The sequence below is a fragment of the Bacillus ndiopicus genome, from assembly GCF_000612805.1.
GTDB lineage: Bacteria > Bacillota > Bacilli > Bacillales_A > Planococcaceae > Metasolibacillus > Metasolibacillus ndiopicus.
Genome location: NZ_HG964404.1, coordinates 338,078 through 359,848, shown reverse-complemented (window position 1 = coordinate 359,848; position 21,771 = coordinate 338,078). Strand labels below are relative to the sequence as shown.

The window sequence follows — 21,771 nt, the reverse complement described above, 5'->3', positions numbered from 1 at the left end:
TACTTAAAAATATATTACATCAAATACAGTTTCATCGAAATCAGGATTTTCTTTTGCATAAAATAAAAAAAGGTATCCTTCATTAATCTCATGTATCATAGCGTACTTACTCACTTTATCAATAGGGTTTCCTTCTCTACGATATCCAAAATAGTATCCTTCGAATTCAGCCGCACCCTTTTCTGCCCCGACAATTCTATAATCTTTAGCAATAAAAATCATGTCATTCACTCTGTCACTAAGACTATAATCCTTTCGTCTTTCGCGGACAGTAGACTTAGCTGGATCATTTAGAACATAAGTGTACTCATATTCAATCGTCGGTATTTTAACTACTCCAGAGGGAGAAATATACACATCGGTAATTTTACGAAATACAATGTTTTCATCATCAAGATATACAATAAAACGATCATCTGATATACCGCCTGTACTTTGAATACCGCTATATATCACCTGTTCTACTGGAATAAGGGTTTTCAAAATATGATTATATGAAACCATACATACAATACAAATAAGAAGGTATAAAATAAGCGTCCCTATTGCTATAAATAATACTATCTTTTTGGCTTTCTTCAAAGTATCTCTCCTTTCTTCTCTAAACCAACCACAAGCTAGGTACTTCATATTCTACAAAGCGCTGTGAGAACATCGTACTAGCCTCAATTGTGCTTTTATCTACCTCTTCTTTTACTTTTCTCAAGCCTTAAGGTGAGCTATCATGTTTTTGTACCTAAAGCGCTACTTTTTATACAATAAATATTAGCATTTCACCTTTGTGCAAAAAAATTACTGTTCGTTGACGAGGGATAAAACCTAGATAGTATAGGTTTATCGAAAAAGCCTTGCTCTTACATTTTATTCTGTTGAGTTTTGGTAATAGCGACCAGAGATGGGCGATTTATTTGTGAATTAACTAGTGTCCAATTAAAGAACCATGGAGCTTAGGGGCAACAATAGAATAAATAAGCCACGCCATATAAATTTGACATGACATGGCTAAAAATTATTTTGATTGAATTATACGGTCATTAACGAATGCTTTTAAGAAAAATAATTCATTATCATTCGGTTCTCTTTTATTTTCTGCCTTAAAGCAATCAATCGCATCTTCTAATGAAGCGGACGTTACAACGCGATTTGTTGTTGTTAACTCTTCCCAGTAAATATTCATTTCATTAGAATCACAGATGGATTCATGCCCAAGTAAGAACATTTCAGCATCATATTTTTTAATGTCGTTAATCATAGGCAATAACAACGCTTGCTTGAAATGGAATAGAGAATTTGTAGTTGTGCAATAAGCAGAATCCCCTAAAAATACAACTTTTTCATCTGGAATATAAATAATTGTAGAATCGTCTGTATGCGTACTGTGGATTCTTTCAATTATGCAAACTTTATTACCTAAATCGATAGTTAATGTATTTTCAAAAATTATATCTGGAGAACCCAATTTAAAACTGTCTCTGTTGGGAATTTCAGCTTGTATAATCTCCATACACTTAGCGCTTATCTGATTCCTATCCACATAATTTTGCAATGAACGGTCATCAAACTTATAGCTTTGCCATTCCTTTAAGATTTCATTCGTTTGACTATTCACGATAACAGTTGCATTAAATTCATTCATGCCAAGGATGTGATCCCAATGCGCATGTGTAATAACCAAATATTTAATAGGTGGTACATCTAGTTTCTCGATTTCTAGCAAAAATTCCTTAGCATGCTGTGTTGAATTGCCAGCATCTATAATTAGACTAAATTGGTCACCACATACAAGTCCCAATGTAGGTCTGTCCTTATCATCTTGATTGGATAAATAGTAAATTGTATCGCTTAATTTATTTAACATGTTATTTCTCCTCTATTTTAGATATTCATTCTAGGAAAGAGAAAATCTACATGCTTATTCTAATCATTATAAAATAATATAAGATTTTCTCAGTTTATTTTTTTACCATTGGACTAGTACCTCCTTTTTTTACTAAGGAAAAGTATACCAATATTCTGAATTAAATGCACTATTTATTTTGGAATATTACGAGTGATTTTGATGAAACTGGAGTTTTTAGAAGGCAATTATAAGCTATCTACAAAGTAATCAATTGAACTAGCATATTTTTTTGAATATACTGTTTGAAACTGGGGGTGGGTGTAATGAGCGAAATCGATAAACGAAACAGATTAAGCGAAGAACCGTTTACTTATCAAATAACGAAAAAAGGAACGGTTGTCATACAGTATGAAGGGAAACAAATTAAAATTGTAAAGGAAAAAGAGGCTGAGCGCCTTATAGCAAGGATTAAAGAGGCTGAGGATAATGTAACAGCAGTACAGTTATTATTGGCCAAAATTACGGGTAATTTTAAGCGTGGTAACGAGAAAGTTGGAAAAAATAAAAGAAAGTAAAGCACAGACTTTATCCTCTAAATTTATGCAGGTAAGTAAGTGAATAGAATGCAAATTAAGTATCATAGAGAAGATTTTTGAAACTATTATGTTCTCTAGTCGTAGGTATATTTATAATATACTTTGGGGGAGATACTATGAAACGGACATATTGGGAATATAAAACATTCGTGTGGGGTTCGTATAGCCTAGCTTCTAAAACACAAGATTTAGAAATGGAGCTTACGAATTTAGGTTTGCAAGGTTGGGAATTGGTGAGTAATGTAATTACGGATTATAGTGGTAATGACGCGAGTAAGGCTGTATTCATTTTTAAGCGTCTAATTGAATAGCAAAAGAAACATCCTGCTCTTGATTAATTCAAGAGTTTTTTATTTTGTATAAATGGTAGCCTTTTGCAACCTTTGACCCAAAGTGTACTATCCTTTTGTTCACTAAAAGTCCATCAATGAGCTTCCTAAAATGTGATTAATTTCAGTCAATGGGATGAAGTGAAATAATAAAATTATCAATATAATAGATTTAAATACTTTATTTAATCGAAATGATAGGTAATTGGAGGACAATGGTGTGAGTAAAAATTATATTATTTTTGGTGCAAGTCAAGGGCTTGGGGATGCATTTGTAAAAGGATTACCGATTAAGGGGGATACTGTATGGGTGGTTTCGCGAACTCGGCCAAAAAGTTTAGATATAAATGATGGTGTCCATCGCAAATGGCTGCCAATTGATTTATCCAGCCAGCAACAGATATCGGATTTAAAAGAAGCACTCAAGGATATTGCCCTCGATGTACTAATTTATAATGTTGGGGTATGGGAAAAGCGCGGTTTCGAGGATGATTATACCTTTGATCAGGATGAAATTGTAGATATTGCAAATCTAATCAATATAAATCTAACCTCTACCATTACGTATATTCAGGCGCTTTTACCTAATTTAAGACAAGCCAAAAATGCAAAAATTATATTAATCGGTTCAACAGCAGGTTTAGATCATACGAACAATGCGCAAGTTTCCTTTGTCACATCGAAATTTGGCTTACGTGGAATTGCAAATGCTTTACGTGAACATTTAAGAAAAGACGGCATTCCTGTAACATGCATTAACCCAGGAGAGCTTGCTGCTGAAGTACCATATGAAGAAGGAGCAGAAAAGGCCATTCATTTATATGAGGGGACACGTATTCCTGTGCAGGATATCGTAGCTATTGTTCAATGTGTGCTAAATTTATCTTCGGTTTCATGTGTGAAGGAGATTAATATCCCTGCTATTACGGATTTAAATGCTTGATTTTTTTAAGATGTGTGTTAACTAAAATTTTTAAAGGAAATTCCTTGATAATCTGCAAATTATGATAATTATGCCCGGAAAAAATCTAAAAGAAGGTTATAAAGTAAGAAAAACATTGAGATAACGAATGATTTGCAAAGGTTGAGCACTATTTATTTTATGGTCTTTTTAGATTTTTTAGTTTTACAAATTCTTCAATTAATTCTTCGTGTGGCTGCTGATCAATCTTAAAAGAAACTAAGCAGGCTGCACAACGAACATCGCCATTGAATAATTCAAGTATATTCTCAAAGTAAACAGGAGAGTTGCAATTAGGACAAACTATTTTATTCATGTAAATCCCCCCTTTAATTTCCATGCTCAACCTTATTAGGGATATTAACATATAAAGAGATGAATTGGTTGTTTGTTAAGATTTTTTAACACTTAGAGAGCTATCAAAATATTGCACATGATAACAACTCAATATTGGAAAATGATGAGTAAATGTAATTTTTACAATTTTGAATTTAGCAAGGATTATGGGAGAAGATGCACCCAATGTAAAGAAGAAGTAAGAATATAGCTGAACTATTATGTGCAGTATGTGGGAATTTGAAAATAATTTCCGATATTCCAAAAAACCAGAGCCATAAATATTATGGTACTGGTTCAAAGGAAAATATCAAATTTATTTATTATTCTTTGTAGTTAATAAATAAGTGTTAATTGCTTTATTCACAAAATGATGTTATTTACCATTTGTTCATATCTTCAAAATTATTTTCTTTATCATCAAAATTAACATTTCTATTAGAGTAGGAGTTAAAGCTAGAGTCCGCAGTATTTTGCAATTTTACGCCAATTTTAATTAACACAAATGTTATATAAAAAACACCAAATAATACAAAATATGCAGTTGCTTGAGCAGCATTAATTATGTAATTAAAAGCATCTCCACCTACCCAAGCATTGAAAGAAACATGGCCCGTAGATTCAAGATGTCTAGATTCAGAGGATGCAAATCCAGGGTTAGAATAGAATACTAATCTATAAAAGCCCATAATAAAAAAAATAATACTGGCAATCAGTGATGTAGTTGAAAGAACCTTCATATTAATACCTCCTTTCTATGTTTGTAATTAATATATCAATAATACCTATTGTTGTCATCAGAGAAAAAATATATATTCTAAGATTTTTTTAGTGTTTTTAAGAAGAATATAGATTGGTGAAAAATAGAAATAACCAATATAAAAAAAGTTAGTATCCCTGCTATTACGGAATTGAATGCTTGATTTTCTGATTATACTTTCTTAAATAAAGATATATTTTCTCTTTGTTGAATCTAGTAGAAGAAAAGAGAGGTTTTATGAACTATACCCAAGCTGTAATAGAATTTTGAGAAAGTATCGATGCAAAAATTAAATTTGGTAACAGCAAGCAATTAATGACTAATAGATTTAGGAGATAGAAAAATGATAACAGATTGCTTGTTGGGGTTATATATTACAATCCCACACTAATAAAAATAGCTGCTTTTTAGCCTGCAAAAAATAATTATGGATATCCAAATTCCATCCATGTATAGTAGAGGTTAGGGAGGGAAATTTTATGAAAAAATTATTACCAGTTCTATTCATACTATCATTTATATTAGTCGCATGTAATCAAAATGTGGAAATAAAAATTCCTGCCTCTTTCTTAGATTTGGAATATGTAGATATGGAATTTATAGACAATGTAATTGCGAATGGTAAAAAAGATGGCATTAGTGAAATCACAGAAAAGGACGATGGCTCATTAATATTCAACATGTCCAAAGCAAAGCAAAAAGAGATGAAGAAAGAAATAGAAGAAGGCATATTAATAACAATTGAAACCCTTAGTAATACTGACAAATTCCCAGTGATCAAAAAGATAGACCACAACAAAAAGTATTCTGAATTTACACTAACTGTAGAACAGGAAAATTTTAATGGGGGCTTTGCTGAAATGACTTCAATGGCACTCGCAGCAGGGGGGATGTACTACCAACTTTTGAGTGGCACAGATTCATATCAAGTAACTATTCAATATAAAGACGTGGAAAGTGGAGAAATCTACAATACAGTTGTTTATCCAAAGTAATAATAAAAAAGCTGAAAGGAAATTGGGTTAATACCTACATTTTCTTAAGCTTTTTTATTTTGTAAGTCAATTTAGAAGGATAGTAAAAACACATCCGTTGCGTTTTTTCAAAAATCAATTTTAGAAAAACTAAAAAAGTAACGAAAAAGTCACAAAAATCCCGAACTTCCCCGAAAATAAATGAAAGTCAAACTCTTTTACACTACCGAAAAACATTGATATAATAGGCTTCGTGAATATAAATGAAAGAAGGTAAAAACATGAATAACGCGTACGACGAATACATGAAGCAAGTAACACAACCAATGCGACAAGAATTAGTAGATGCAGGTTTTGCACAATTAACAACAGCAGATGAAGTAAACGAATTTATGGCTGAGCAAAAGGGAACAGCGCTTGTTGTGATTAACTCTGTGTGTGGTTGTGCGGCAGGCTTAGCGCGTCCAGCAGCGCGTGAGGCGGTTGCAGAGGTGAAGCCAGATCAGCTAGTAACGGTATTTGCAGGGCAGGACCCAGAGGCGACTGCTACAATGCGTGCGTTTTTTGATGAGGTGCCACCGAGCTCTCCATCAATGGCGATCTTAAAAGATGGGCAGCTTGCTTATTTTATTCCGCGTGAAAATATTGAAGGCTTCCCAATGGAGCAAATTCGCGACCATTTGGCAGACGTTTTAAAGCAAGTATGTGCGGACTAACGGTTGTTACGACAGCAGGACGACCAGATGCATTATCTGAGGAATTAGCGCGATTTGTATGTGAGACACTGCAAATTGAATTTGTTCCACGTCAAAAGCGCTCAGTTGTTGCAATCAGGCAAGAGCTACAGGCAAATGTAATTGTGGCAGGTAAAAATCGTTATGAGTATTATCCGAAAGGTGCGAATGCGCCTTTCTTTTTTCATCCAAACTCGGCGGCTTTTCGTTTAAAGCGAGTGGCACGCGGTGAGATGGAGCCGATGCTAGAGGTGTGTCAGTTAGCAAAAGGGGATTCCTTTTTAGATTGCACACTTGGTATGGGGGCGGATAGTATGCTTGCGGCCTTTGCGGTAGGGGAGCAGGGCAGAGTTGTTGGGCTTGAAGCAAATCGCAATATTGCTTTTCTAGTAAAGCATGGTATGCAAACATATGATACGACAAAATTGCCTTTGACAGCGTGTATGCGACAAATTGAGGTGCTGCATACGGAGGCAGTTGAATTTTTACGTCAGCAGCCAGCCGATTCGTTTGATGTTGTCTATATGGACCCGATGTTTGAAGAAACGATTGAGGAAGCGAATAATTTTGAAGCATTGCGTCATGCTGGTAGTCATTTAGCATTAACAGCAGAGTGGGTGCAAGAGGCGCTGCGTGTTGCGAAAAAGCGGGTTGTTTTAAAGGCGCATTATCAATCGCCTTATTTTGAGCAATATGACTTTAAGCGCTTTGCTCGTCAGACAGCTAAATTTCATTATGGTGTGATTGAGAAGAAGCAATCTTTATAAGCAAAAACGGAGGCTGAGACGGAGCACAGTTATTTCGAAAAATAACGAAAATAGATAATACTTTTTCAGCTTCACTGAATTAAATATCTCTTCCTAAATTAAAAAATGTTAGACCAATTGTATTTCGGTCTAACATTTTTCTTTTTATTTCTTAGATTCAGCTTACATCATTTTTGGAATAAATACTTTAATGAACAGGTAGTAGCCTAGAGCACCAGTGGCTAAGCCAATAAGGATTATTGCAATCGATAAAAGTTTAGTTTTCATGGTTTTTCCCCCTCTAAATTTTAACAGAAAATGTTCTGTATTGGTACTCCATTTAAATGACTGACTATACCGAGGATTAGTTACTAAGAATAACTCTAAAAATAAATTCTACAATTGATTTTTTTGCTTATACAACCCCTGAATACAAAAAGTAAACTAGGGGAATAAATAGGTATAAAATCTTAATTTGCGTATATGGGTTGACGAAGGTGAAAACTGGTGTTAGGATTATCTCAAATCAAAATATCTCGAATTCGAAATATTTTTGTTTAGCATTATCTAGATGCGGAAAAAGGACAAAATCTTATATGACATTTTGTGTTCTTTGGACATCAAGGAGGTACTTTCATGGGATTTTTCGATAAATTATTCGGTACAAAACAAGAGGAGGAACAAACAATGGCAGAATTAAACATCGGTATTATTATAGGTTCAACACGTGAGGGACGAGTAAGCCCACAAGTAGCACAATGGGTAAAGGAAATTGCAGATCAACGAGGGGATGCTAATTATACAGTAATTGATATTGCAGATTATAAACTACCACTATTAGGTGAACCAGGACAAGATGCATCAGGTGCGGAAGGTTGGTCAGAAATCGTTGCAAAACAAGATGGCTTCGTCTTTATCGTACAAGAGTATAATCACTCAATCACAGGCGCTTTAAAAAATGCATTAGATTATTTACGTGAAGAGTGGAATAACAAAGCTGCGGGTATCGTTTCTTACGGCTCTGTTGGTGGCGCTCGTGCAGCTGAACATTTACGTGGAATTATGGGAGAGCTTTTAATTGCGGATGTACGTGTTCACCCAGCACTTTCATTATTCACAGACTTCGAAAATGGAACAGATTTTAAACCGAAAGCGGTTCAAGCAGATTCAGTAAATCAAATGTTAGATCAATTAATTCCATGGTCAAAAGCGTTATATACAATTCGCTAAGCACATTGTGGAACTTGATAAAAAAGGGGCGATAAAAGATGACAAAACAAACAGCAGGTATTCACCATATCACAGCAATTGTTGGACATCCACAAGAGAATATTGATTTTTATGCAGGTGTGCTAGGGTTACGTTTAGTTAAGCAAACAGTAAATTTTGACGATCCTGGCACATACCATTTATATTTCGGTGATAAAGGCGGAACACCAGGGACAATTATTACTTTCTTCCCTTGGGCAAACGCTTATAAAGGTCGGATTGGAGACGGTCAAGTTGGTGTGACAACATATGTTGTACCAGAAGGAGCACTACCTTTCTGGGTGAATCGCTTAGCGAAATTTTCGATTCCTTTCAAAAAAGCCGAGCGCTTTGGTGAGCAAGTGATTCAATTTGATGATCCGCATGGTTTGCATATTGAGCTTGTTGCACGTGCTGAAGGCGAAGGAAATGAATGGATATTTGGCGGCATTACGCCAGATGTAGCAATCAAAGGATTTGGTGGCGCTACACTTTATTCAAGTAACCCTGAAGCAACAGCAAAAGTGTTAACAGAGGTTATGGGACTTGAACAAGTAGCAACAGAAGGGGACTATATTCGTTTTAAATCAAGTGCAGCAATTGGTAATACAGTTGATTTAAAAACAATCACTGGCGTACGTGGACAAATGGGCGTAGGAACTGTTCACCATATCGCTTGGCGAGCTCAGGATGATGCAGACCATGTAGAATGGCAAAAACATGCGATGAATCACGGGCAGTTTGTGACAGAAATTAAAGATCGCAATTATTTTAATGCGATTTATTTCCGTGAGCCTGGCGAAATTTTATTTGAAATTGCTACAGATCCTCCAGGATTTGCTCATGATGAAACACCTGAAACAATGGGAAGCCAATTAATGTTACCATCTCAATACGAATCTCGTCGTGAGGAATTGGAAAGAACATTAATTCCGATTCAAGTGCGTGAGCTTGAATCAGGAGAGTGAATCGTTTGATTTCAATTGATCCTAAAAATAATTCAGAGCGTGAAAACTATAAACTATTGATTGGTAGCATTATCCCAAGACCAATTGCGTTTGTTACAACACAGTCTGAGCAAGGAATTATCAATGGAGCACCATTTAGTTATTTTAATATCGTGTCTTCCAATCCACCGATGATTTCTTTAGCGATTCAGAGACCTAATGGGCGTTTAAAGGATACAGCTCGCCATATTCATTCTCGTCAACAATTTGTTGTGCATATTGTGGATGAGGAAAATGTCGAGCAGGTCAATGAAACCGCTGCTTCTTTACCTGTTACAGAAAGCGAAATTGACCGAACGGGGTTTACATTAATTGATAGTCAGCAAATTGCAGTTCCTGGCATTCAAGAAGCGAAGGTGCGCATGGAATGTCGCTTAGTGCAGGCAATTCCTTTAATGAATGGTGAGGAACAGACTGGCGATTTATTTATTGGGGAAGTTTTGCAATTCCATATTGATGAAGCAATTTATCATGAGGGGCGCATCGACCCAAGAAAATTAAGCGCGGTTAGCAGACTTGCTGGCGCAAATTATGCAAAAATTGGCGAGATTTTTTCAATCGAACGACCAAAATAAATGCCAAACCACATGTTTCAAATTAAAATAAGATGGTAGCCACGAAAAGGCTACCTTCTATTATTATCTACAACCAATAAGAAAGGTTCTGATTTTGTGGTGACAATAGTTCCAGCAAAAGAAATTTACATAAAGGGAAGTGACCATGCCGTATTGCTTTTACATTCCTTTACAAGTCATACGCGGGACATGAAAAAAGTGGCAACTGTTTTACATGAACAGGGCTACACATGTTATGTACCACTATACCGCGGGCATGGGCATATACCAGAACAATTATTACAATATAATATAGACGACTGGTGGGAGGATGTACTAAATGCCTATCAATTTTTATTGGATGAGGGCTATGAAAAAATCTCTGTCATCGGTATATCAATTGGTGGCGTTTTTGCATTGAAGCTTGCTCAATTAAAAAAATTGGAGCAAATCATTGTCTTATCAGTACCTGTCGATAAGGAACCAGAACAATTAAAGCAAAGAATCATCGATTACGCTCACAATTACAAACAAATAGAAGGAAAATCAACGCTTCAAATTTCGAATGAAATAGCAATTTTTAATGATATGGCATTAAATTCTTCCATAGCATTTCAAAAATTTATTAAAGAAACGATGCAGCATCTTAATAAAATTGAAATACCTATTGCCATTTTCTACGGTGAGCGTGATGAGGAGTTATATGCACAAAGTGCAGAAATTATCTATCAGCAAGTTAATTCCTCTATAAAGCGAGTACGAGGTTTTGAAAAATCGAAGCATTTAATGACGTTAGGTAGAGAGCAAGATGAAATAATTAAGGAAATACTAGATTTTATGACGCAGGTACGTTAACCATTTGGATGAAAAGGAGAGATTTTATATGTTAAAAATTACAGGGCACCATCATATTTCAATGATTACGAAAAATGCACATGAAAATCATCAATTTTATAATCAAATTTTAGGGCTGCGTCGAGTGAAAAAAACGGTGAATCAAGATGATCCGAGTATGTACCATTTATTTTATGGAGATTTAACAGGGAGCCCAGGGACAGGTCTAACTTTTTTTGAATTATCGCATGCTGGGCGTACACATCGTGGCACAAATGCCATTACAAGAATCGGTTTATTGACTCCTTCTTATGAAAGCTTACAGTACTGGGCAAATCGATTAGATGAGTTTGGTATTGCACACGGTGGTATCGAAAAGTATAGAGAAACGGATGCTATTTATTTTGAAGATCCAGATGGACTGCGCTTGGTGCTATTAAATAATCAGGAAAGGCCAATTCCACAAGAATGGACAAAGTGGGGGGATTCTCCTGTAAATATGGAGCATCAAATTTTAGGGATGGGGCCTGTGGAGCTGACAGTGAGTTCCTTAGCAGATGCTGAAAAAACCTTAGTACAACTGTTTGGTTATACAGAAGTAGAGAAATCGACATCTGAAGCTCTTTTCCAAGCTGTAGAAGAGCAATTGCAAGGACAAATTGTTGTTATTGAACAAGATGGTCCGAAAGAAAAGCCAGGAAGGGGTAGTGTTCATCATTTGGCTATCCGCGTCAAGGATAAGGAAGAGCTAGAACAGTGGGAGCAAAAAATTAAGGATTTCGGTTTTCCAATTATAAGAAAAGCAGACCGTTATTATTTTTCGAGCATCTATATGAAGGAATCACATGGCATTGTATTTGAATTAGCAACAGATGGGCCAGGCTTTGCTGTTGATACTTCTATTGAAGATTTAGGAAAGCAATTAGATCTCCCACCATTTTTAGAGGAGCGTCGAAGTGAGATTGAACAGAAGCTACCAGTGATTGACTAATAATAGTGAAAATAACCAAATTCTTTTAATTGAGGAGAAGGATGCCCTTGACAACATAAATTTAACATAACTGCTAGTATTGGCGTTTCTGTTTTTCCTAAAGACGGAAATAATGTGAAAGACTTAGTTCAAAAAGCAGATCAAGCCTTATATAATGCGAAAGAAGAGCGTGACAACTACGCAATATTCGAGGGCTCACTATAATACCAATGATTGAAGGCTGTCGAAAAGCAGGTTTGCCCCTGTATTTTTCAACAGCCATTTTGTCTATAGTCTAACCTTAACCTCAGTACCATCCGCAGCTTTGACATCTACTAATACCATTCCCTTATAATTTTTCAGTTCCTTAACGATAGGCTTTATTGTTTTTTTGTCTATTTGGGGAAACGTAAAGTCCAGCTTTTTTCTTTCGAAGTACTCCTTTGTCCATCTATTTGCATTTTGCTGGAGCAGCTTTGAAGATAAAATCGAAATAATTATATTTAAAATGGCATATGGAATAGGGATAGTAAGTCGAACGCTTTTTGCTTTCACTTTTACATGCATCATAAGCTAATCAATAATGACAGAAACGGTATCGCCGTTTGCCGATTTAATATCAACAATTTGACCATCTAATTCGTTTTCGATTGCTTCAATAATAAGACCCATATCTATATCTTTCACGTATTTTTCCGATTGTGGAATACTCGCTGCGATGCCGTAGCCAGCAACTAAAACCGCTTTGACAAGTTTGATAGGTAAATTGACCATAACATTATCATTTTCGGCTGAGACAACACGAATTTTTAATGTTTTATCTAAGTATTTCGTCGGTTTTTCAAGAAGCCCATTACTCGTTTCTTCCTTCTCTTTTAACACTTGAATCAGTTCAGAGCCTTTATCCGCATCAATTTTACCTTCTTGAATCATTGTTAAAATTTTTGCAATTTCCTCTTTCATACTAAATTCCTCCCTATTCCTCTTTTAAGAGCTTAATGGCTTCTTCTGGTGTGATTTCACCATTTTCCAGCATGCTAACTACTTTTTTCTCATCCACTTCATTTTTCTTTTTTTGTACATATCCAAGGGACGAAATGATATCTGTTAGCTTGCCTCGAACTGTTGGATATGAAATACCCAATTCCTTTTCAACATCTTTAATATTCCCTCTACATGTTAAAAATACTTCCACAAAATGAAGCTGCTCCTTTGATAAGGAAGCCAGCTTAGATAATTCAAATTCATTTTCAATCGTAGTGTGACAATGCGAGCACTGCAACTTTGTAATTTTCAATGTTTTACTGCAAACAGGACAATTTGTGATTACTTGATAAGCCATAATAAAATCCCTTCCTCTTAGTTGACTCGATTATATAATAAAGATTGTGAGGTGTAAATGATTATAATTAAAAATTTCGAACAAAAAAATCAATAATATTAAAATCAGAATTAATATTATTGATTTTTGTTTAAATTCTTATGTTTTTGTTTAGGGGAGGTTAAGTCTCTGTTATTGGATGTAAGCGTAAAACAAGCTGCCATTTAGTTATGTGAAGTTTGTTAATTTATATTTGAATCCAATAACGTTCTATTCTATTGCCATCGACCATAACTTCTTTTTCAAAGATTAGATATTGTTTTTTTTACTTTCTTAGCAACAATCCCAATTATAAAGTACTTTGCTAAAGTCTTTGCGCTTTAACTCATCCTCTGTAATGAAAAAGTTACCAACACCTGTGTCGCCCCACATAATATGATCACTTACGCTATCTATTTGCAATAACAAAACCGTAGAATTTGAGAGGTCATTATAAGCGCGTGGATCTGTTTGCGTAAAGAAAGGGTAGCCCCCAATTCGATGCCCCATACACCCAAAGGATGTATAAAATTTGTCATCCAGACCGTATTGCTCAGCCGCATCTATTTCTTGCCAAATAGCCTCATAAACATCATATGATCGAAAATCATTGACTGATAAAGGTTCAACATTCGGTGCAAACGTTAAAGCCATTTCTTTTGTAACAGGGAAGTACAACTCTTCATTTTCTAATTTAACAAACGAAAAATCCTGTATTAATTGTGATTCATCTTGCATAACTTCTTCATGGAAAATGACACGGAATCCAACTTGATTTTGCCCATCTTTAAAATCCATACCGAAAACATCGTCATAGCCATCGATATAAAACTGCAAAATGCCCTCTGTTGGAAAATGTGGAAGGTGCTTTGGCACATCTGCGAAATTGATTTGTGCTAAAAGCTTTAATGGCTGCCCATTTGCATTTTTAGGATATTCCATCGCTAATGGAAAATAGGGATTGCCTTCAAACTTGCTTTCAAATAATGATGTTGGACGTTCAATTGTGTTAATAAGTAGAACTGGTTGTAAAGTTGGTTCAATAATCGAACGGTATTTCTCAAATTCCTGTGGTAACTGTATTGTCATAAAACGACCTCCTTGATTCAAATTAAATTCATTATAGAATAAATGTTCCCTTTTAGGCTAGTCTAAAACCAAAAGAAAAGAGTTTCAAGCGTGATGGAGATTTAGATTTTGAACTTATGGTATTTTGTTAATATTAATTTGAAAAAGGAAGTACAAATGATTCAAATCATTTCGGAAAGTAAATACAGAGCTCAAAGAAAATCCTACATTAGACCTTGCACGGTTAAGCCTTCACAAGTTAATTCATCAAAATATGTACGATTCGGTTACCAACTGCCTAAATGATGCTGCAAAATCACACTCGAATTAGGTAAATATGTCATGTATGGCAGGAAGCTTCAGATAATAAAGTCACGAAACAATTTATGACAAAGCTACAAAGAAGTATCAAATAATGCACTATGTTATAAAAAATGAAGTTTTCAAAAAACTGTTTATATACTATAATAAAAATAAGAACATACATTCTTTTTTGGAGGGTGAAAAATATGAGTTATGATTTAATGGTTTTTGATAAGGAGCAAGCCCCAAGTAATAAAGAAGTATTTTTGCAATGGTATGATGAACAAATAAAATGGGCTGAGCCTCATGATTACGCAACAATAACAGTTACAACACCAGCGTTGCAAAAATGGTATGAGGATATGGTAGAGCAATTCCCCAATATGAATGTGGCGGATGAAGATGAGGAGTTAGAGAGTCGTTTGGCTGAATATAGTATTGGCTATGCCGTGATTTACACAGCTTTCGCCTGGTCTGTAGCGGATGAAGCTTATAGCACGATGAAGAAACTTGCGCAAAAGCATGGAGTCGGCTTTTTTGATGTGAGTGGTGCTGGGGAGATTTTCTAAATTGTAAGGGGGAGCATAATGGAAAACATTGTCGCGCAATGGCAGGAGCAAAGAAAGACGTTTGACGCAAAAAATGCTAAGGCAATTAACGCTATGCATAAGCTAAAGGAGCAAGTTCAACAAGCGGAGCCAACAGAGGTAAATTTGCGGATTCTCGTCGAAATTTTCTGCATGTTGCAAATGTATGACGAGGCATACAAAATTTTTACAACCGTTATGGATTTGCGCAATAAAAAAGATCAGAAAAAATATGGTGCGATTAAATATTGGATTGACAATCCACAAAATGTAAAGCCATTATTGCCACGCGTCATTAGGGAGGAAGCAGAGATGAAAACACCATTACCAACATTTAAATATATGCCAAACCCAATACAAGCGGGTATTTTTAAAACGGATGAACTAGTTGTTTGCGATTGCTGTGAGCAGGAAGTGGACATTTATTATACAGGTGGAATTTATGCGGTGGAGGAAGTGGAGTACCTTTGCCCAAGCTGTATTCATAGTGGGCTAGCTGCCGAAAAATTTGATGGAGAATTTCAGCAAGATTTACTCAATCCAGAGCTTGTTAGCAATGAGGACTATACAGATGAAGTGCTGTGCCGAACACCAGGTTATGTTAGCTGGCAGGGCAATAATTGGGTAGCCCATTGCACGGATTATTGTGCGTTTATCGGTTATGTTGGCTGGGACGAGCTCGTTGAGATGGGAATCACAGAGGAAGTTGAGCATGAAGACTATACAAACGAAGAATTAGCTTTTAGCCTACGCAATAATGGCTCACATCAAGGCTATTTATTTCAATGCTTAGAATGTCAGCAATATGTTCTTTATTCCGATTTTGATTAAATACAGGGTGTATTGGTGAAGAAAAATCCTGATTCATAAGGGGATGTACCCAGATTCAGTATCAAAAAAAGTGAGGGAGCAAGCTTTTATTGCTTAAACACTTTGACTTCAATTAGATAGAGAGTGATGTATTGATGAAACAGAAAATCAAATTAGCTGTACAGGAAGCTTATACAGCAATGTATGAGACCTTAAAGGACGAACAAATATATGCCGTTGTACTAGTGACAGATGGTGATTGTGGTAGCCTCTATTTAACAATGGGAACCGAAAAATCACTTCTTAAAATCGGAGAAAGTTATGAGGATAACCCAGAAAACTATCGCTTTTTGAAAGATGAATATTTATATGACGATGATACGGATTTATTACAAAAAGTGAGTAGTGAGCTACTAGACAGAGCATTAAATGCTGGTGAACAATTTGCAGTACATAAAGAGGAAATTCATACGATAATGAGCGATACAATGTATGAATTAAAACAAGAGGGCGTTCTAGACGAACATATTTTTGCATTTATTTCGGTAACAGATGATGCTGATGAGGAAAGGTTAGAAATATCATCAGCTACACGCTGTAATCCAAATCACCCTTTGCTCCCAGATTTTCTGCGTAACTGGCAGCAATAATTAAAGGGGAAATTATTTTGAATCAAAAAATAACCAAGCTATTGGCGGAAAAAGGTTTGGCTTCATATATGAATGATACAAAATGGAGGAAGCTTTCTGAGGGAATTGAGAATTTGCCTTTTTCTCCAGCATATCAAGTAAAAACACTTTTTGAGGATGAGCCATATCCAGCAGTAATCGAAATTGCTACAGATTGGCTAGGTGATTGGGGGCGGACACCTGAGGCAGCGCTTGGTGTACATATAGAATGGATAAAGGTTGCTCCTAAATTTAAACGGTATATGGGGCGTCTAGTTACACCAATCTTTGAAGATTGCTCAGATGAATTACGAGCTTTGCTTGAAGCGATTTCCATTCCTTTTGTAGAGAAGGACGGTTTTTTTGTAATTTATGGACATGCGAGAGAAGTTGATTTTTAAAAGATAAAACCCTTAAGTAGAGAATATCATGCTAGTTATTATACAAGTGGATTTTCGCAAAAATTGGTGGATACATTGGTTCAATTGGGATTGAGTAAGTTACAAGTACAAGATTTTATTGGATATGCTGCTAGTTTGGAGCAAGTTTTTTCAAGTAAAATATCGTACACGTTTTGAAGCTCATTTAGGAGGCGATAGCCAGTGACAATAGAAGAAAAAATTATACAACGAACAAAAGAAACGCTTGTTGATTTAGTTCATCAGCGTTACGAGCAATTGAAGGAAAAAAATATACTTAATGATGAAACGTTGCCATTTGTCAAAGAAGTCATAGCGATGCAAGGGACGCTAACTTTACCGCCTAGTGAAGCATTGATGGATATTGATGTGTACGAATACAATGATGGTAGTGGTTTTTGTGCAGAAGTCAGGTACTTATGGTTTGATAATGAAGAAATCCCAATTGTCCTTTTTTGTGAGGCTAAGACAAATACTGATAAAACAGTAATTACCGAATTTTATATTGAAACAATTGATGCATGATGAAAATGGGGGGATAAATTTGTCACAATATATAGAACAGTTTTGGGCGGATGTCTGGCAGCAGTTAGAGCGCTTTTATCAGCATGAAGACGATCGAATTAGTAAAATAAAGGACTGGAGCAGGCTACATATAGGTGTTCATCATTATGTAAAGGTAAAATGGACATCAAAAAAATTGGCTAAATTACAATGGGGAACCCCTCATTATGGAACGATTTCGATTTATACACACGAGCCATTTAGCTGGAGTGATGATGCTTATAAGGTAGCAGCGGGCGATTACATGCAAGAGATAACAGACATCAACCAAATAGAAAAATTATTTTCCGCTTTATGTGCCAAAATGGAGCAAGTTTTCCAATCTGATAAATATCATGCAAAGCTTTTTGATTATCGCCTTCAATTTATATTGGAGTTTGAGCATGAAGGGCGTGAGATTTGCTATCAAAAAGAGCTACTAAATAACGGCAAATTCACATTAGCAAAACAAACGCTAGCTACTTTTATTGAAACTAAGGTGATGGCTGATTTACCTGTACGACCTGCTGAGAAAGATGGGTTTTTCTTTGCTCGTTGCCTAGTCAATCCAGATTTTTTCCATCAGCGCGTAGCTAATATCGAACCATTAATACAACGAGTATTGGAAAAATATAAAGGGAATGAAGAGCGCATAAATAAATGGATATATGATTATACATCAGCATTTAAAGCTTGGGCCAAGGAGTATATTTTATCAGTTTACTTTGAGGAAACTGGGGAATATACAACGAAATGGCTACTCAAGTCAGAGGATAGGCCTGCGCAAGAAGAGCTAGAGTTCTTCGTTTATATTGCCAAACAAATTGGCTCTAAAGAACCTGATACACGTAAACAATATCTTGAATTCGCGCAGCAGCTAGGCTCACAAGAGGCCAAGGATTATTTACAAAATGGCAGCGAGCATTGTGAACGTATGCGTCAAAGTGTGCGCTTTCAAGGAACAGCCAATGATATTCAAAAATCTATTTCGATTCATATCATTGTTGAGGAAGAAGAAGCCTATCGTGAAGCGTTACAGTACATTATTGATTTGTTACAAGCGGGCTTTGTCAAAGGCTATAGCCTACAGTTAAAGAGCCCGGAAGAAAACTATTTACCTATTCAAGGTCTTGCGAAATCTGAGCTACACCAATTTTTCGCAAATTGTCTTGCGTATCCGAACTTATTCCCATTGATTGCTGATTATGCAAAAGTGGCAATGGAAGAATATGCGTGGTATGAGGACGTGGAGCCTAGTGAGCTATCGGCTATGCCTGGAACATATGCTGTATTTGGCTTAGGGCTTTATAGCGATGCTTATTTTCCACTTGTGCAAAGCTATATGTCACTTGTTGATTCAGAGCACCAGCTTGTACAAAATAACTATGCAGAGGCTTTTCTGAACATGCATAACCTAACAGTGGAACGGATACCTGTACTGATTGACATTTTACTTAGCGCAAATGAAGGGGAGCTTGAGCCTTTAAAAGAAATTCACATTGCTGAACAGGAATTGCTAGCTGAATTAATACATCAACTGGAGAGCAAAGAAGACTATCAACGTGGATATGTGCTATATCAAATTTTTGGTAGTCTAGAGGAGTTAGCACAACGCATTGAAAAAGAATCAGCACCAATCCAAGAAATGCTAGAAAAATTAGTAGGTTGGATGGAAGAATACTAATTTGCAAGCTTTCTTAAGTTCTTTAGAAAGCAGGAAATCGCTATAAAGGTGAGAGCGCAATATTGAGAAAATGTTAGCTAATATGTCACGTTGCAGATGAATATAGCTGAAATCAAAGCATTGCTTAAATCGAGAGTAAAGAAGCTGCTAGAAAATTGCAGTTACTTTTGATGAAAAATCAGATTTTTTCACCACTTTCAAATAGGGGAGATTCCATTGTTAAATATTAATCATATTACTACTTGGATTGATTTGTTATCCACCTTTAAAGTCAATCCTAAATATGGCAATTCAGATGTAATTGATCAGTACCTAGATCAGCGGGATACTGATCCGTTTGATTCACAATGGATAACTACATATGGTGATTTGACAACTCTAATCGAAAGTATGTCAGCGGTGGATCGAAAAAGAATAGCGGTGCTTCAGGATAGCGCAAGTAAGCAAATGTATGAAAGAATCATTAAGCAGACTAATCACGCTGATTTTGCCGCCTATGTATCCGATGATATAAGGCTGATTGTTGGTTGCCTGGTGACAGGTCATGTTACCAATTTTGTTCTTGAAATGAAGGAAAGTTATGAATGCGGCAATTTACCGAATGCTGGAGAAAGTTCTTTTTCATGAGAAAAACCGTACCTGCTGATGTTTCAAGCATTTCTATAAAGATACAAGATACTTGTTTAGCTGGATTACAGAGTGATTAAGAGGGAGTGGGATTATGTCAGAAAAGTTATTGAGCATGTTAGAAAAATGGTATGAGGATGACCAACATGACAAAATTGTCGAAGCAATTGAGCAATTGCCTAAGTCAGAGCGAAATTACGAATTAATAGGTCACTATGGTCGTGCACTTAATAATTTAGGGCGTTATCAGGAAGCGTTGTCCGAGTTATTTACAGTTAAACAACAGGGGCAACAAGACGCGGATTGGCATTGGCGTGTTGGCTATGCTTATTTCTATATGCAGAAATGGCAAGAGGCACTAGATGCATTTGAAAAAACGCTGGAATTACAGTTTGATGCCATAGCTGAGGAGTATATTGTAGCCTGTCAAGATATTATAAAAAAATCAGCGGAAGCGCTAGAGGATATCAAGCTTACGCCTTTCCGTGAACGTGATTTCAGTCAATTTTGGGAAAAAAGTGATTATGCGGACAAAAATTATGTAGAAGCACCTCCAACTACTGAAATGATTGCTTCTATAGAAGAGGAGCTTGGCTATAAACTACCAGCAGATTATATTTGGTTTATGCAAAAGCAGAACGGCGGTATACCAGTAAACACTTGTTTTCCAACGGCTATGCCAACTTCATGGGCAGAAGATCATGTGGCGATTACAGGAATCATGGGCATTGGTCGTGAGAAGACGTATAGCTTAGGTGGCGATTTGGGTAGCAATTTTATGTTGGAAGAATGGGGTTACCCAAATATTGGTGTTGTTATCGCGGATTGCCCATCAGCAGGTCATGATGTTATTATGCTCGATTATCGTGCATGTGGTGCAGATGGCGAGCCTGCTGTTGTACATGTAGACCAAGAGGCTGATTATTATATTACTTTCCTTGCGCCAAATTTTGCGACTTTTATTACTGGATTGGTGAATGAGGAAGTATTCGATACATCAGAACAAGATAAACTTGACGATTTGGACATGGTGAAACATGCGCCATTCTCTCCATTATTACAATCATTAAGTGAGAATACAGGAGAGGGGAATCAAATAGAAGCCGCTATTCGAAGCATTTGTATGCAGATTGTAGAGGACAAAGGCTTCTTTGCTTTACATGCCGACGAACTATCTATGCTGATGTATGATATCCAGTTTTGGCTGTACACTAACGCCAATTCAGAGGTGACGCGAGAGCAGTATTTAGCAGATTACAAGGATATTATTGCACTTGCACATGGCTTTAGTACAGGAGGATACGCCCCAGATTTTGTTGCAGATTGGCTAGACGAATGCATAGCGAAGGGGGATATTGTAAATCAACAGGGGATATTAAGTTTTACAGCAGATAAGGTAGCCCGTCTACAAGCTCAAATAGTGAATGAGGCACTTAAACCGTTTAAATGGTTAGAACATGATAGTGGGAATACTTCATTCTTTTTAACGGCTGGTATTTATAAACAAGAGTTGTTTGAAACAAGGGAAGATGAAGGATTCCAAGGTAACGGCTATGATTGGGCATCGCTTGCAGATGTGTACTTGCAAGAGAAGTTACCAGAGCTAGTAGGCATTGTGCGTTTCGATCCAGAGGCAGATATGTTTTGTGCGTATTCCAATCAAAAAGAAGCATTGCTGCAATTCGCTGTTGGATTTAAACAGGCTTGTGAAAATGATGAACTGATACAGGATTTATTTTCTAGGGCAATATTGGATTAATAGAGCAGAGAAAAGGTTGAAGATTATAGAAATAAATTATCCGTTATTTTAAGC

Annotated in this window: 28 protein-coding genes; 20 read left to right on the top strand and 8 right to left on the bottom strand. The window is 36.1% G+C overall.

What is annotated here, in order from left to right; all coding sequences use genetic code 11:
• Nucleotides 1–3: 3 nt before the first annotated feature.
• Both TY13_RS06600 and TY13_RS06595 read right to left on the bottom strand, forming a co-directional pair.
• Nucleotides 4–582 (bottom strand): hypothetical protein, encoded by a 579-nt coding sequence (locus tag TY13_RS06600; RefSeq protein WP_042473357.1) that lies wholly within the window; start codon nt 580–582, stop codon nt 4–6.
• A gap of 427 nt (nt 583–1,009) precedes the next feature.
• Nucleotides 1,010–1,858 (bottom strand): MBL fold metallo-hydrolase, encoded by an 849-nt coding sequence (locus tag TY13_RS06595; protein WP_042473353.1) that lies wholly within the window; start codon nt 1,856–1,858, stop codon nt 1,010–1,012.
• A 305-nt stretch (nt 1,859–2,163) separates the two neighbouring features.
• Here TY13_RS06595 and TY13_RS06590 point away from each other — a divergent pair, with 305 nt between their 5' ends.
• The 3 genes from TY13_RS06590 (at nt 2,164) to TY13_RS06580 (ending at nt 3,708) form a co-directional block, all read left to right on the top strand.
• Nucleotides 2,164–2,415, top strand: a complete 252-nt coding sequence (locus TY13_RS06590) for a hypothetical protein (RefSeq protein ID WP_042473351.1) — start codon at nt 2,164–2,166, stop codon at nt 2,413–2,415.
• Between the two features lie 137 nt (nt 2,416–2,552).
• Nucleotides 2,553–2,747 (top strand): DUF4177 domain-containing protein, encoded by a 195-nt coding sequence (locus TY13_RS06585; RefSeq protein ID WP_042473348.1) that lies wholly within the window; start codon nt 2,553–2,555, stop codon nt 2,745–2,747.
• 238 nt (nt 2,748–2,985) lie between these two features.
• A complete protein-coding gene (locus tag TY13_RS06580) occupies nt 2,986–3,708 on the top strand; it encodes an SDR family NAD(P)-dependent oxidoreductase (RefSeq protein ID WP_042473345.1) in 723 nt (240 codons plus the stop codon).
• A gap of 157 nt (nt 3,709–3,865) precedes the next feature.
• On the opposite strand, the gene TY13_RS20595 is transcribed toward TY13_RS06580, so the two are convergent.
• Together TY13_RS20595 and TY13_RS20855 are read right to left on the bottom strand one after the other, a co-directional pair.
• A complete protein-coding gene (locus tag TY13_RS20595) occupies nt 3,866–4,042 on the bottom strand; it encodes a hypothetical protein (RefSeq protein WP_154661546.1) in 177 nt (58 codons plus the stop codon).
• 400 nt (nt 4,043–4,442) lie between these two features.
• On the bottom strand, nt 4,443–4,802 hold the full coding sequence (locus TY13_RS20855) for a hypothetical protein (RefSeq protein WP_052344246.1): 360 nt from the start codon (nt 4,800–4,802) through the stop codon (nt 4,443–4,445).
• Between the two features lie 499 nt (nt 4,803–5,301).
• Here TY13_RS20855 and TY13_RS06570 point away from each other — a divergent pair, with 499 nt between their 5' ends.
• The 9 genes from TY13_RS06570 (at nt 5,302) to TY13_RS21255 (ending at nt 12,114) form a co-directional block, all read left to right on the top strand.
• Nucleotides 5,302–5,817, top strand: a complete 516-nt coding sequence (locus TY13_RS06570) for a hypothetical protein (protein WP_042473343.1) — start codon at nt 5,302–5,304, stop codon at nt 5,815–5,817.
• Between the two features lie 260 nt (nt 5,818–6,077).
• Nucleotides 6,078–6,512 (top strand): BrxA/BrxB family bacilliredoxin, encoded by a 435-nt coding sequence (locus TY13_RS06565; protein ID WP_042473341.1) that lies wholly within the window; start codon nt 6,078–6,080, stop codon nt 6,510–6,512.
• The gene (locus tag TY13_RS06560; protein WP_042473338.1) at nt 6,500–7,297 is read left to right on the top strand and encodes a class I SAM-dependent methyltransferase; all 798 of its coding nucleotides are present in this window, start codon (nt 6,500–6,502) and stop codon (nt 7,295–7,297) included. Before TY13_RS06565 ends, TY13_RS06560 begins: the two co-directional genes overlap by 13 nt.
• Nucleotides 7,298–7,912: 615 nt before the next feature.
• On the top strand, nt 7,913–8,506 hold the full coding sequence (locus TY13_RS06555; protein ID WP_042473334.1) for an NADPH-dependent FMN reductase: 594 nt from the start codon (nt 7,913–7,915) through the stop codon (nt 8,504–8,506).
• Between the two features lie 38 nt (nt 8,507–8,544).
• The gene (locus TY13_RS06550) at nt 8,545–9,492 is read left to right on the top strand and encodes a ring-cleaving dioxygenase (RefSeq protein WP_042473332.1); all 948 of its coding nucleotides are present in this window, start codon (nt 8,545–8,547) and stop codon (nt 9,490–9,492) included.
• A gap of 5 nt (nt 9,493–9,497) precedes the next feature.
• Nucleotides 9,498–10,106 (top strand): flavin reductase family protein, encoded by a 609-nt coding sequence (locus TY13_RS06545; RefSeq protein WP_042473328.1) that lies wholly within the window; start codon nt 9,498–9,500, stop codon nt 10,104–10,106.
• A 96-nt stretch (nt 10,107–10,202) separates the two neighbouring features.
• On the top strand, nt 10,203–10,940 hold the full coding sequence (locus TY13_RS06540; RefSeq protein ID WP_052344245.1) for an alpha/beta hydrolase: 738 nt from the start codon (nt 10,203–10,205) through the stop codon (nt 10,938–10,940).
• A 28-nt stretch (nt 10,941–10,968) separates the two neighbouring features.
• Nucleotides 10,969–11,910 (top strand): VOC family protein, encoded by a 942-nt coding sequence (locus tag TY13_RS06535; protein ID WP_042473323.1) that lies wholly within the window; start codon nt 10,969–10,971, stop codon nt 11,908–11,910.
• Nucleotides 11,911–11,976: 66 nt separating this feature from the next.
• Complete coding sequence (locus TY13_RS21255; protein WP_081796935.1) at nt 11,977–12,114, top strand: diguanylate cyclase domain-containing protein; 138 nt, start codon at nt 11,977–11,979, stop codon at nt 12,112–12,114.
• A gap of 63 nt (nt 12,115–12,177) precedes the next feature.
• Here TY13_RS21255 and TY13_RS06530 read toward each other — a convergent pair whose 3' ends face one another.
• The 4 genes from TY13_RS06530 to TY13_RS06515 form a co-directional block, all read right to left on the bottom strand.
• Complete coding sequence (locus TY13_RS06530) at nt 12,178–12,459, bottom strand: hypothetical protein (RefSeq protein ID WP_042473321.1); 282 nt, start codon at nt 12,457–12,459, stop codon at nt 12,178–12,180.
• 3 nt (nt 12,460–12,462) lie between these two features.
• A complete protein-coding gene (locus TY13_RS06525; RefSeq protein WP_042473319.1) occupies nt 12,463–12,852 on the bottom strand; it encodes an SHOCT-like domain-containing protein in 390 nt (129 codons plus the stop codon).
• Between the two features lie 13 nt (nt 12,853–12,865).
• Complete coding sequence (locus TY13_RS06520) at nt 12,866–13,231, bottom strand: DUF2089 domain-containing protein (protein WP_042473317.1); 366 nt, start codon at nt 13,229–13,231, stop codon at nt 12,866–12,868.
• Between the two features lie 312 nt (nt 13,232–13,543).
• Entirely contained in the window at nt 13,544–14,338 is a 795-nt protein-coding gene (locus TY13_RS06515; protein WP_042473314.1) for a YwqG family protein, read from the bottom strand.
• Between the two features lie 488 nt (nt 14,339–14,826).
• Between TY13_RS06515 and TY13_RS06510 the strand changes: the two genes are divergently transcribed.
• From TY13_RS06510 to TY13_RS06475, 8 genes are all read left to right on the top strand, one after another.
• Nucleotides 14,827–15,189, top strand: coding sequence for a hypothetical protein (locus TY13_RS06510; protein ID WP_042473312.1), 363 nt, complete (start codon nt 14,827–14,829; stop codon nt 15,187–15,189).
• A gap of 18 nt (nt 15,190–15,207) precedes the next feature.
• A complete protein-coding gene (locus TY13_RS06505; protein WP_042473309.1) occupies nt 15,208–16,038 on the top strand; it encodes a CbrC family protein in 831 nt (276 codons plus the stop codon).
• 134 nt (nt 16,039–16,172) lie between these two features.
• On the top strand, nt 16,173–16,667 hold the full coding sequence (locus TY13_RS06500; RefSeq protein ID WP_042473307.1) for a DUF4303 domain-containing protein: 495 nt from the start codon (nt 16,173–16,175) through the stop codon (nt 16,665–16,667).
• 17 nt (nt 16,668–16,684) lie between these two features.
• The gene (locus tag TY13_RS06495; RefSeq protein ID WP_042473304.1) at nt 16,685–17,086 is read left to right on the top strand and encodes a DUF6678 family protein; all 402 of its coding nucleotides are present in this window, start codon (nt 16,685–16,687) and stop codon (nt 17,084–17,086) included.
• A gap of 201 nt (nt 17,087–17,287) precedes the next feature.
• Complete coding sequence (locus TY13_RS06490) at nt 17,288–17,629, top strand: DUF7668 domain-containing protein (protein ID WP_042473302.1); 342 nt, start codon at nt 17,288–17,290, stop codon at nt 17,627–17,629.
• Between the two features lie 19 nt (nt 17,630–17,648).
• On the top strand, nt 17,649–19,331 hold the full coding sequence (locus TY13_RS06485; RefSeq protein WP_042473298.1) for a DUF6138 family protein: 1,683 nt from the start codon (nt 17,649–17,651) through the stop codon (nt 19,329–19,331).
• Nucleotides 19,332–19,547: 216 nt separating this feature from the next.
• Nucleotides 19,548–19,958 (top strand): hypothetical protein, encoded by a 411-nt coding sequence (locus tag TY13_RS06480; protein WP_042473294.1) that lies wholly within the window; start codon nt 19,548–19,550, stop codon nt 19,956–19,958.
• A gap of 94 nt (nt 19,959–20,052) precedes the next feature.
• On the top strand, nt 20,053–21,717 hold the full coding sequence (locus tag TY13_RS06475) for an Imm51 family immunity protein (RefSeq protein ID WP_042473292.1): 1,665 nt from the start codon (nt 20,053–20,055) through the stop codon (nt 21,715–21,717).
• The last annotated feature ends 54 nt before the right edge of the window (nt 21,718–21,771 follow it).

Bases quoted from the DNA above. Each gene is read 5' to 3' on its own strand.
- TY13_RS06595 (WP_042473353.1), bottom strand. From the start codon at position 1,858: ATGTTAAATAAATTAAGCGATACAATTTACTATTTATCCAATCAAGAT.
- TY13_RS06590 (WP_042473351.1), top strand. From the start codon at position 2,164: ATGAGCGAAATCGATAAACGAAACAGATTAAGCGAAGAACCGTTTACT.
- TY13_RS06585 (WP_042473348.1), top strand. From the start codon at position 2,553: ATGAAACGGACATATTGGGAATATAAAACATTCGTGTGGGGTTCGTAT.
- TY13_RS20595 (WP_154661546.1), bottom strand. From the start codon at position 4,042: ATGAATAAAATAGTTTGTCCTAATTGCAACTCTCCTGTTTACTTTGAG.
- TY13_RS20855 (WP_052344246.1), bottom strand. From the start codon at position 4,802: ATGAAGGTTCTTTCAACTACATCACTGATTGCCAGTATTATTTTTTTT.
- TY13_RS06570 (WP_042473343.1), top strand. From the start codon at position 5,302: ATGAAAAAATTATTACCAGTTCTATTCATACTATCATTTATATTAGTC.
- TY13_RS06565 (WP_042473341.1), top strand. From the start codon at position 6,078: ATGAATAACGCGTACGACGAATACATGAAGCAAGTAACACAACCAATG.
- TY13_RS06560 (WP_042473338.1), top strand. From the start codon at position 6,500: ATGTGCGGACTAACGGTTGTTACGACAGCAGGACGACCAGATGCATTA.
- TY13_RS06555 (WP_042473334.1), top strand. From the start codon at position 7,913: ATGGGATTTTTCGATAAATTATTCGGTACAAAACAAGAGGAGGAACAA.
- TY13_RS06550 (WP_042473332.1), top strand. From the start codon at position 8,545: ATGACAAAACAAACAGCAGGTATTCACCATATCACAGCAATTGTTGGA.
- TY13_RS06535 (WP_042473323.1), top strand. From the start codon at position 10,969: ATGTTAAAAATTACAGGGCACCATCATATTTCAATGATTACGAAAAAT.
- TY13_RS06530 (WP_042473321.1), bottom strand. From the start codon at position 12,459: ATGATGCATGTAAAAGTGAAAGCAAAAAGCGTTCGACTTACTATCCCT.
- TY13_RS06525 (WP_042473319.1), bottom strand. From the start codon at position 12,852: ATGAAAGAGGAAATTGCAAAAATTTTAACAATGATTCAAGAAGGTAAA.
- TY13_RS06520 (WP_042473317.1), bottom strand. From the start codon at position 13,231: ATGGCTTATCAAGTAATCACAAATTGTCCTGTTTGCAGTAAAACATTG.
- TY13_RS06515 (WP_042473314.1), bottom strand. From the start codon at position 14,338: ATGACAATACAGTTACCACAGGAATTTGAGAAATACCGTTCGATTATT.
- TY13_RS06510 (WP_042473312.1), top strand. From the start codon at position 14,827: ATGAGTTATGATTTAATGGTTTTTGATAAGGAGCAAGCCCCAAGTAAT.
- TY13_RS06505 (WP_042473309.1), top strand. From the start codon at position 15,208: ATGGAAAACATTGTCGCGCAATGGCAGGAGCAAAGAAAGACGTTTGAC.
- TY13_RS06500 (WP_042473307.1), top strand. From the start codon at position 16,173: ATGAAACAGAAAATCAAATTAGCTGTACAGGAAGCTTATACAGCAATG.
- TY13_RS06475 (WP_042473292.1), top strand. From the start codon at position 20,053: ATGTCAGAAAAGTTATTGAGCATGTTAGAAAAATGGTATGAGGATGAC.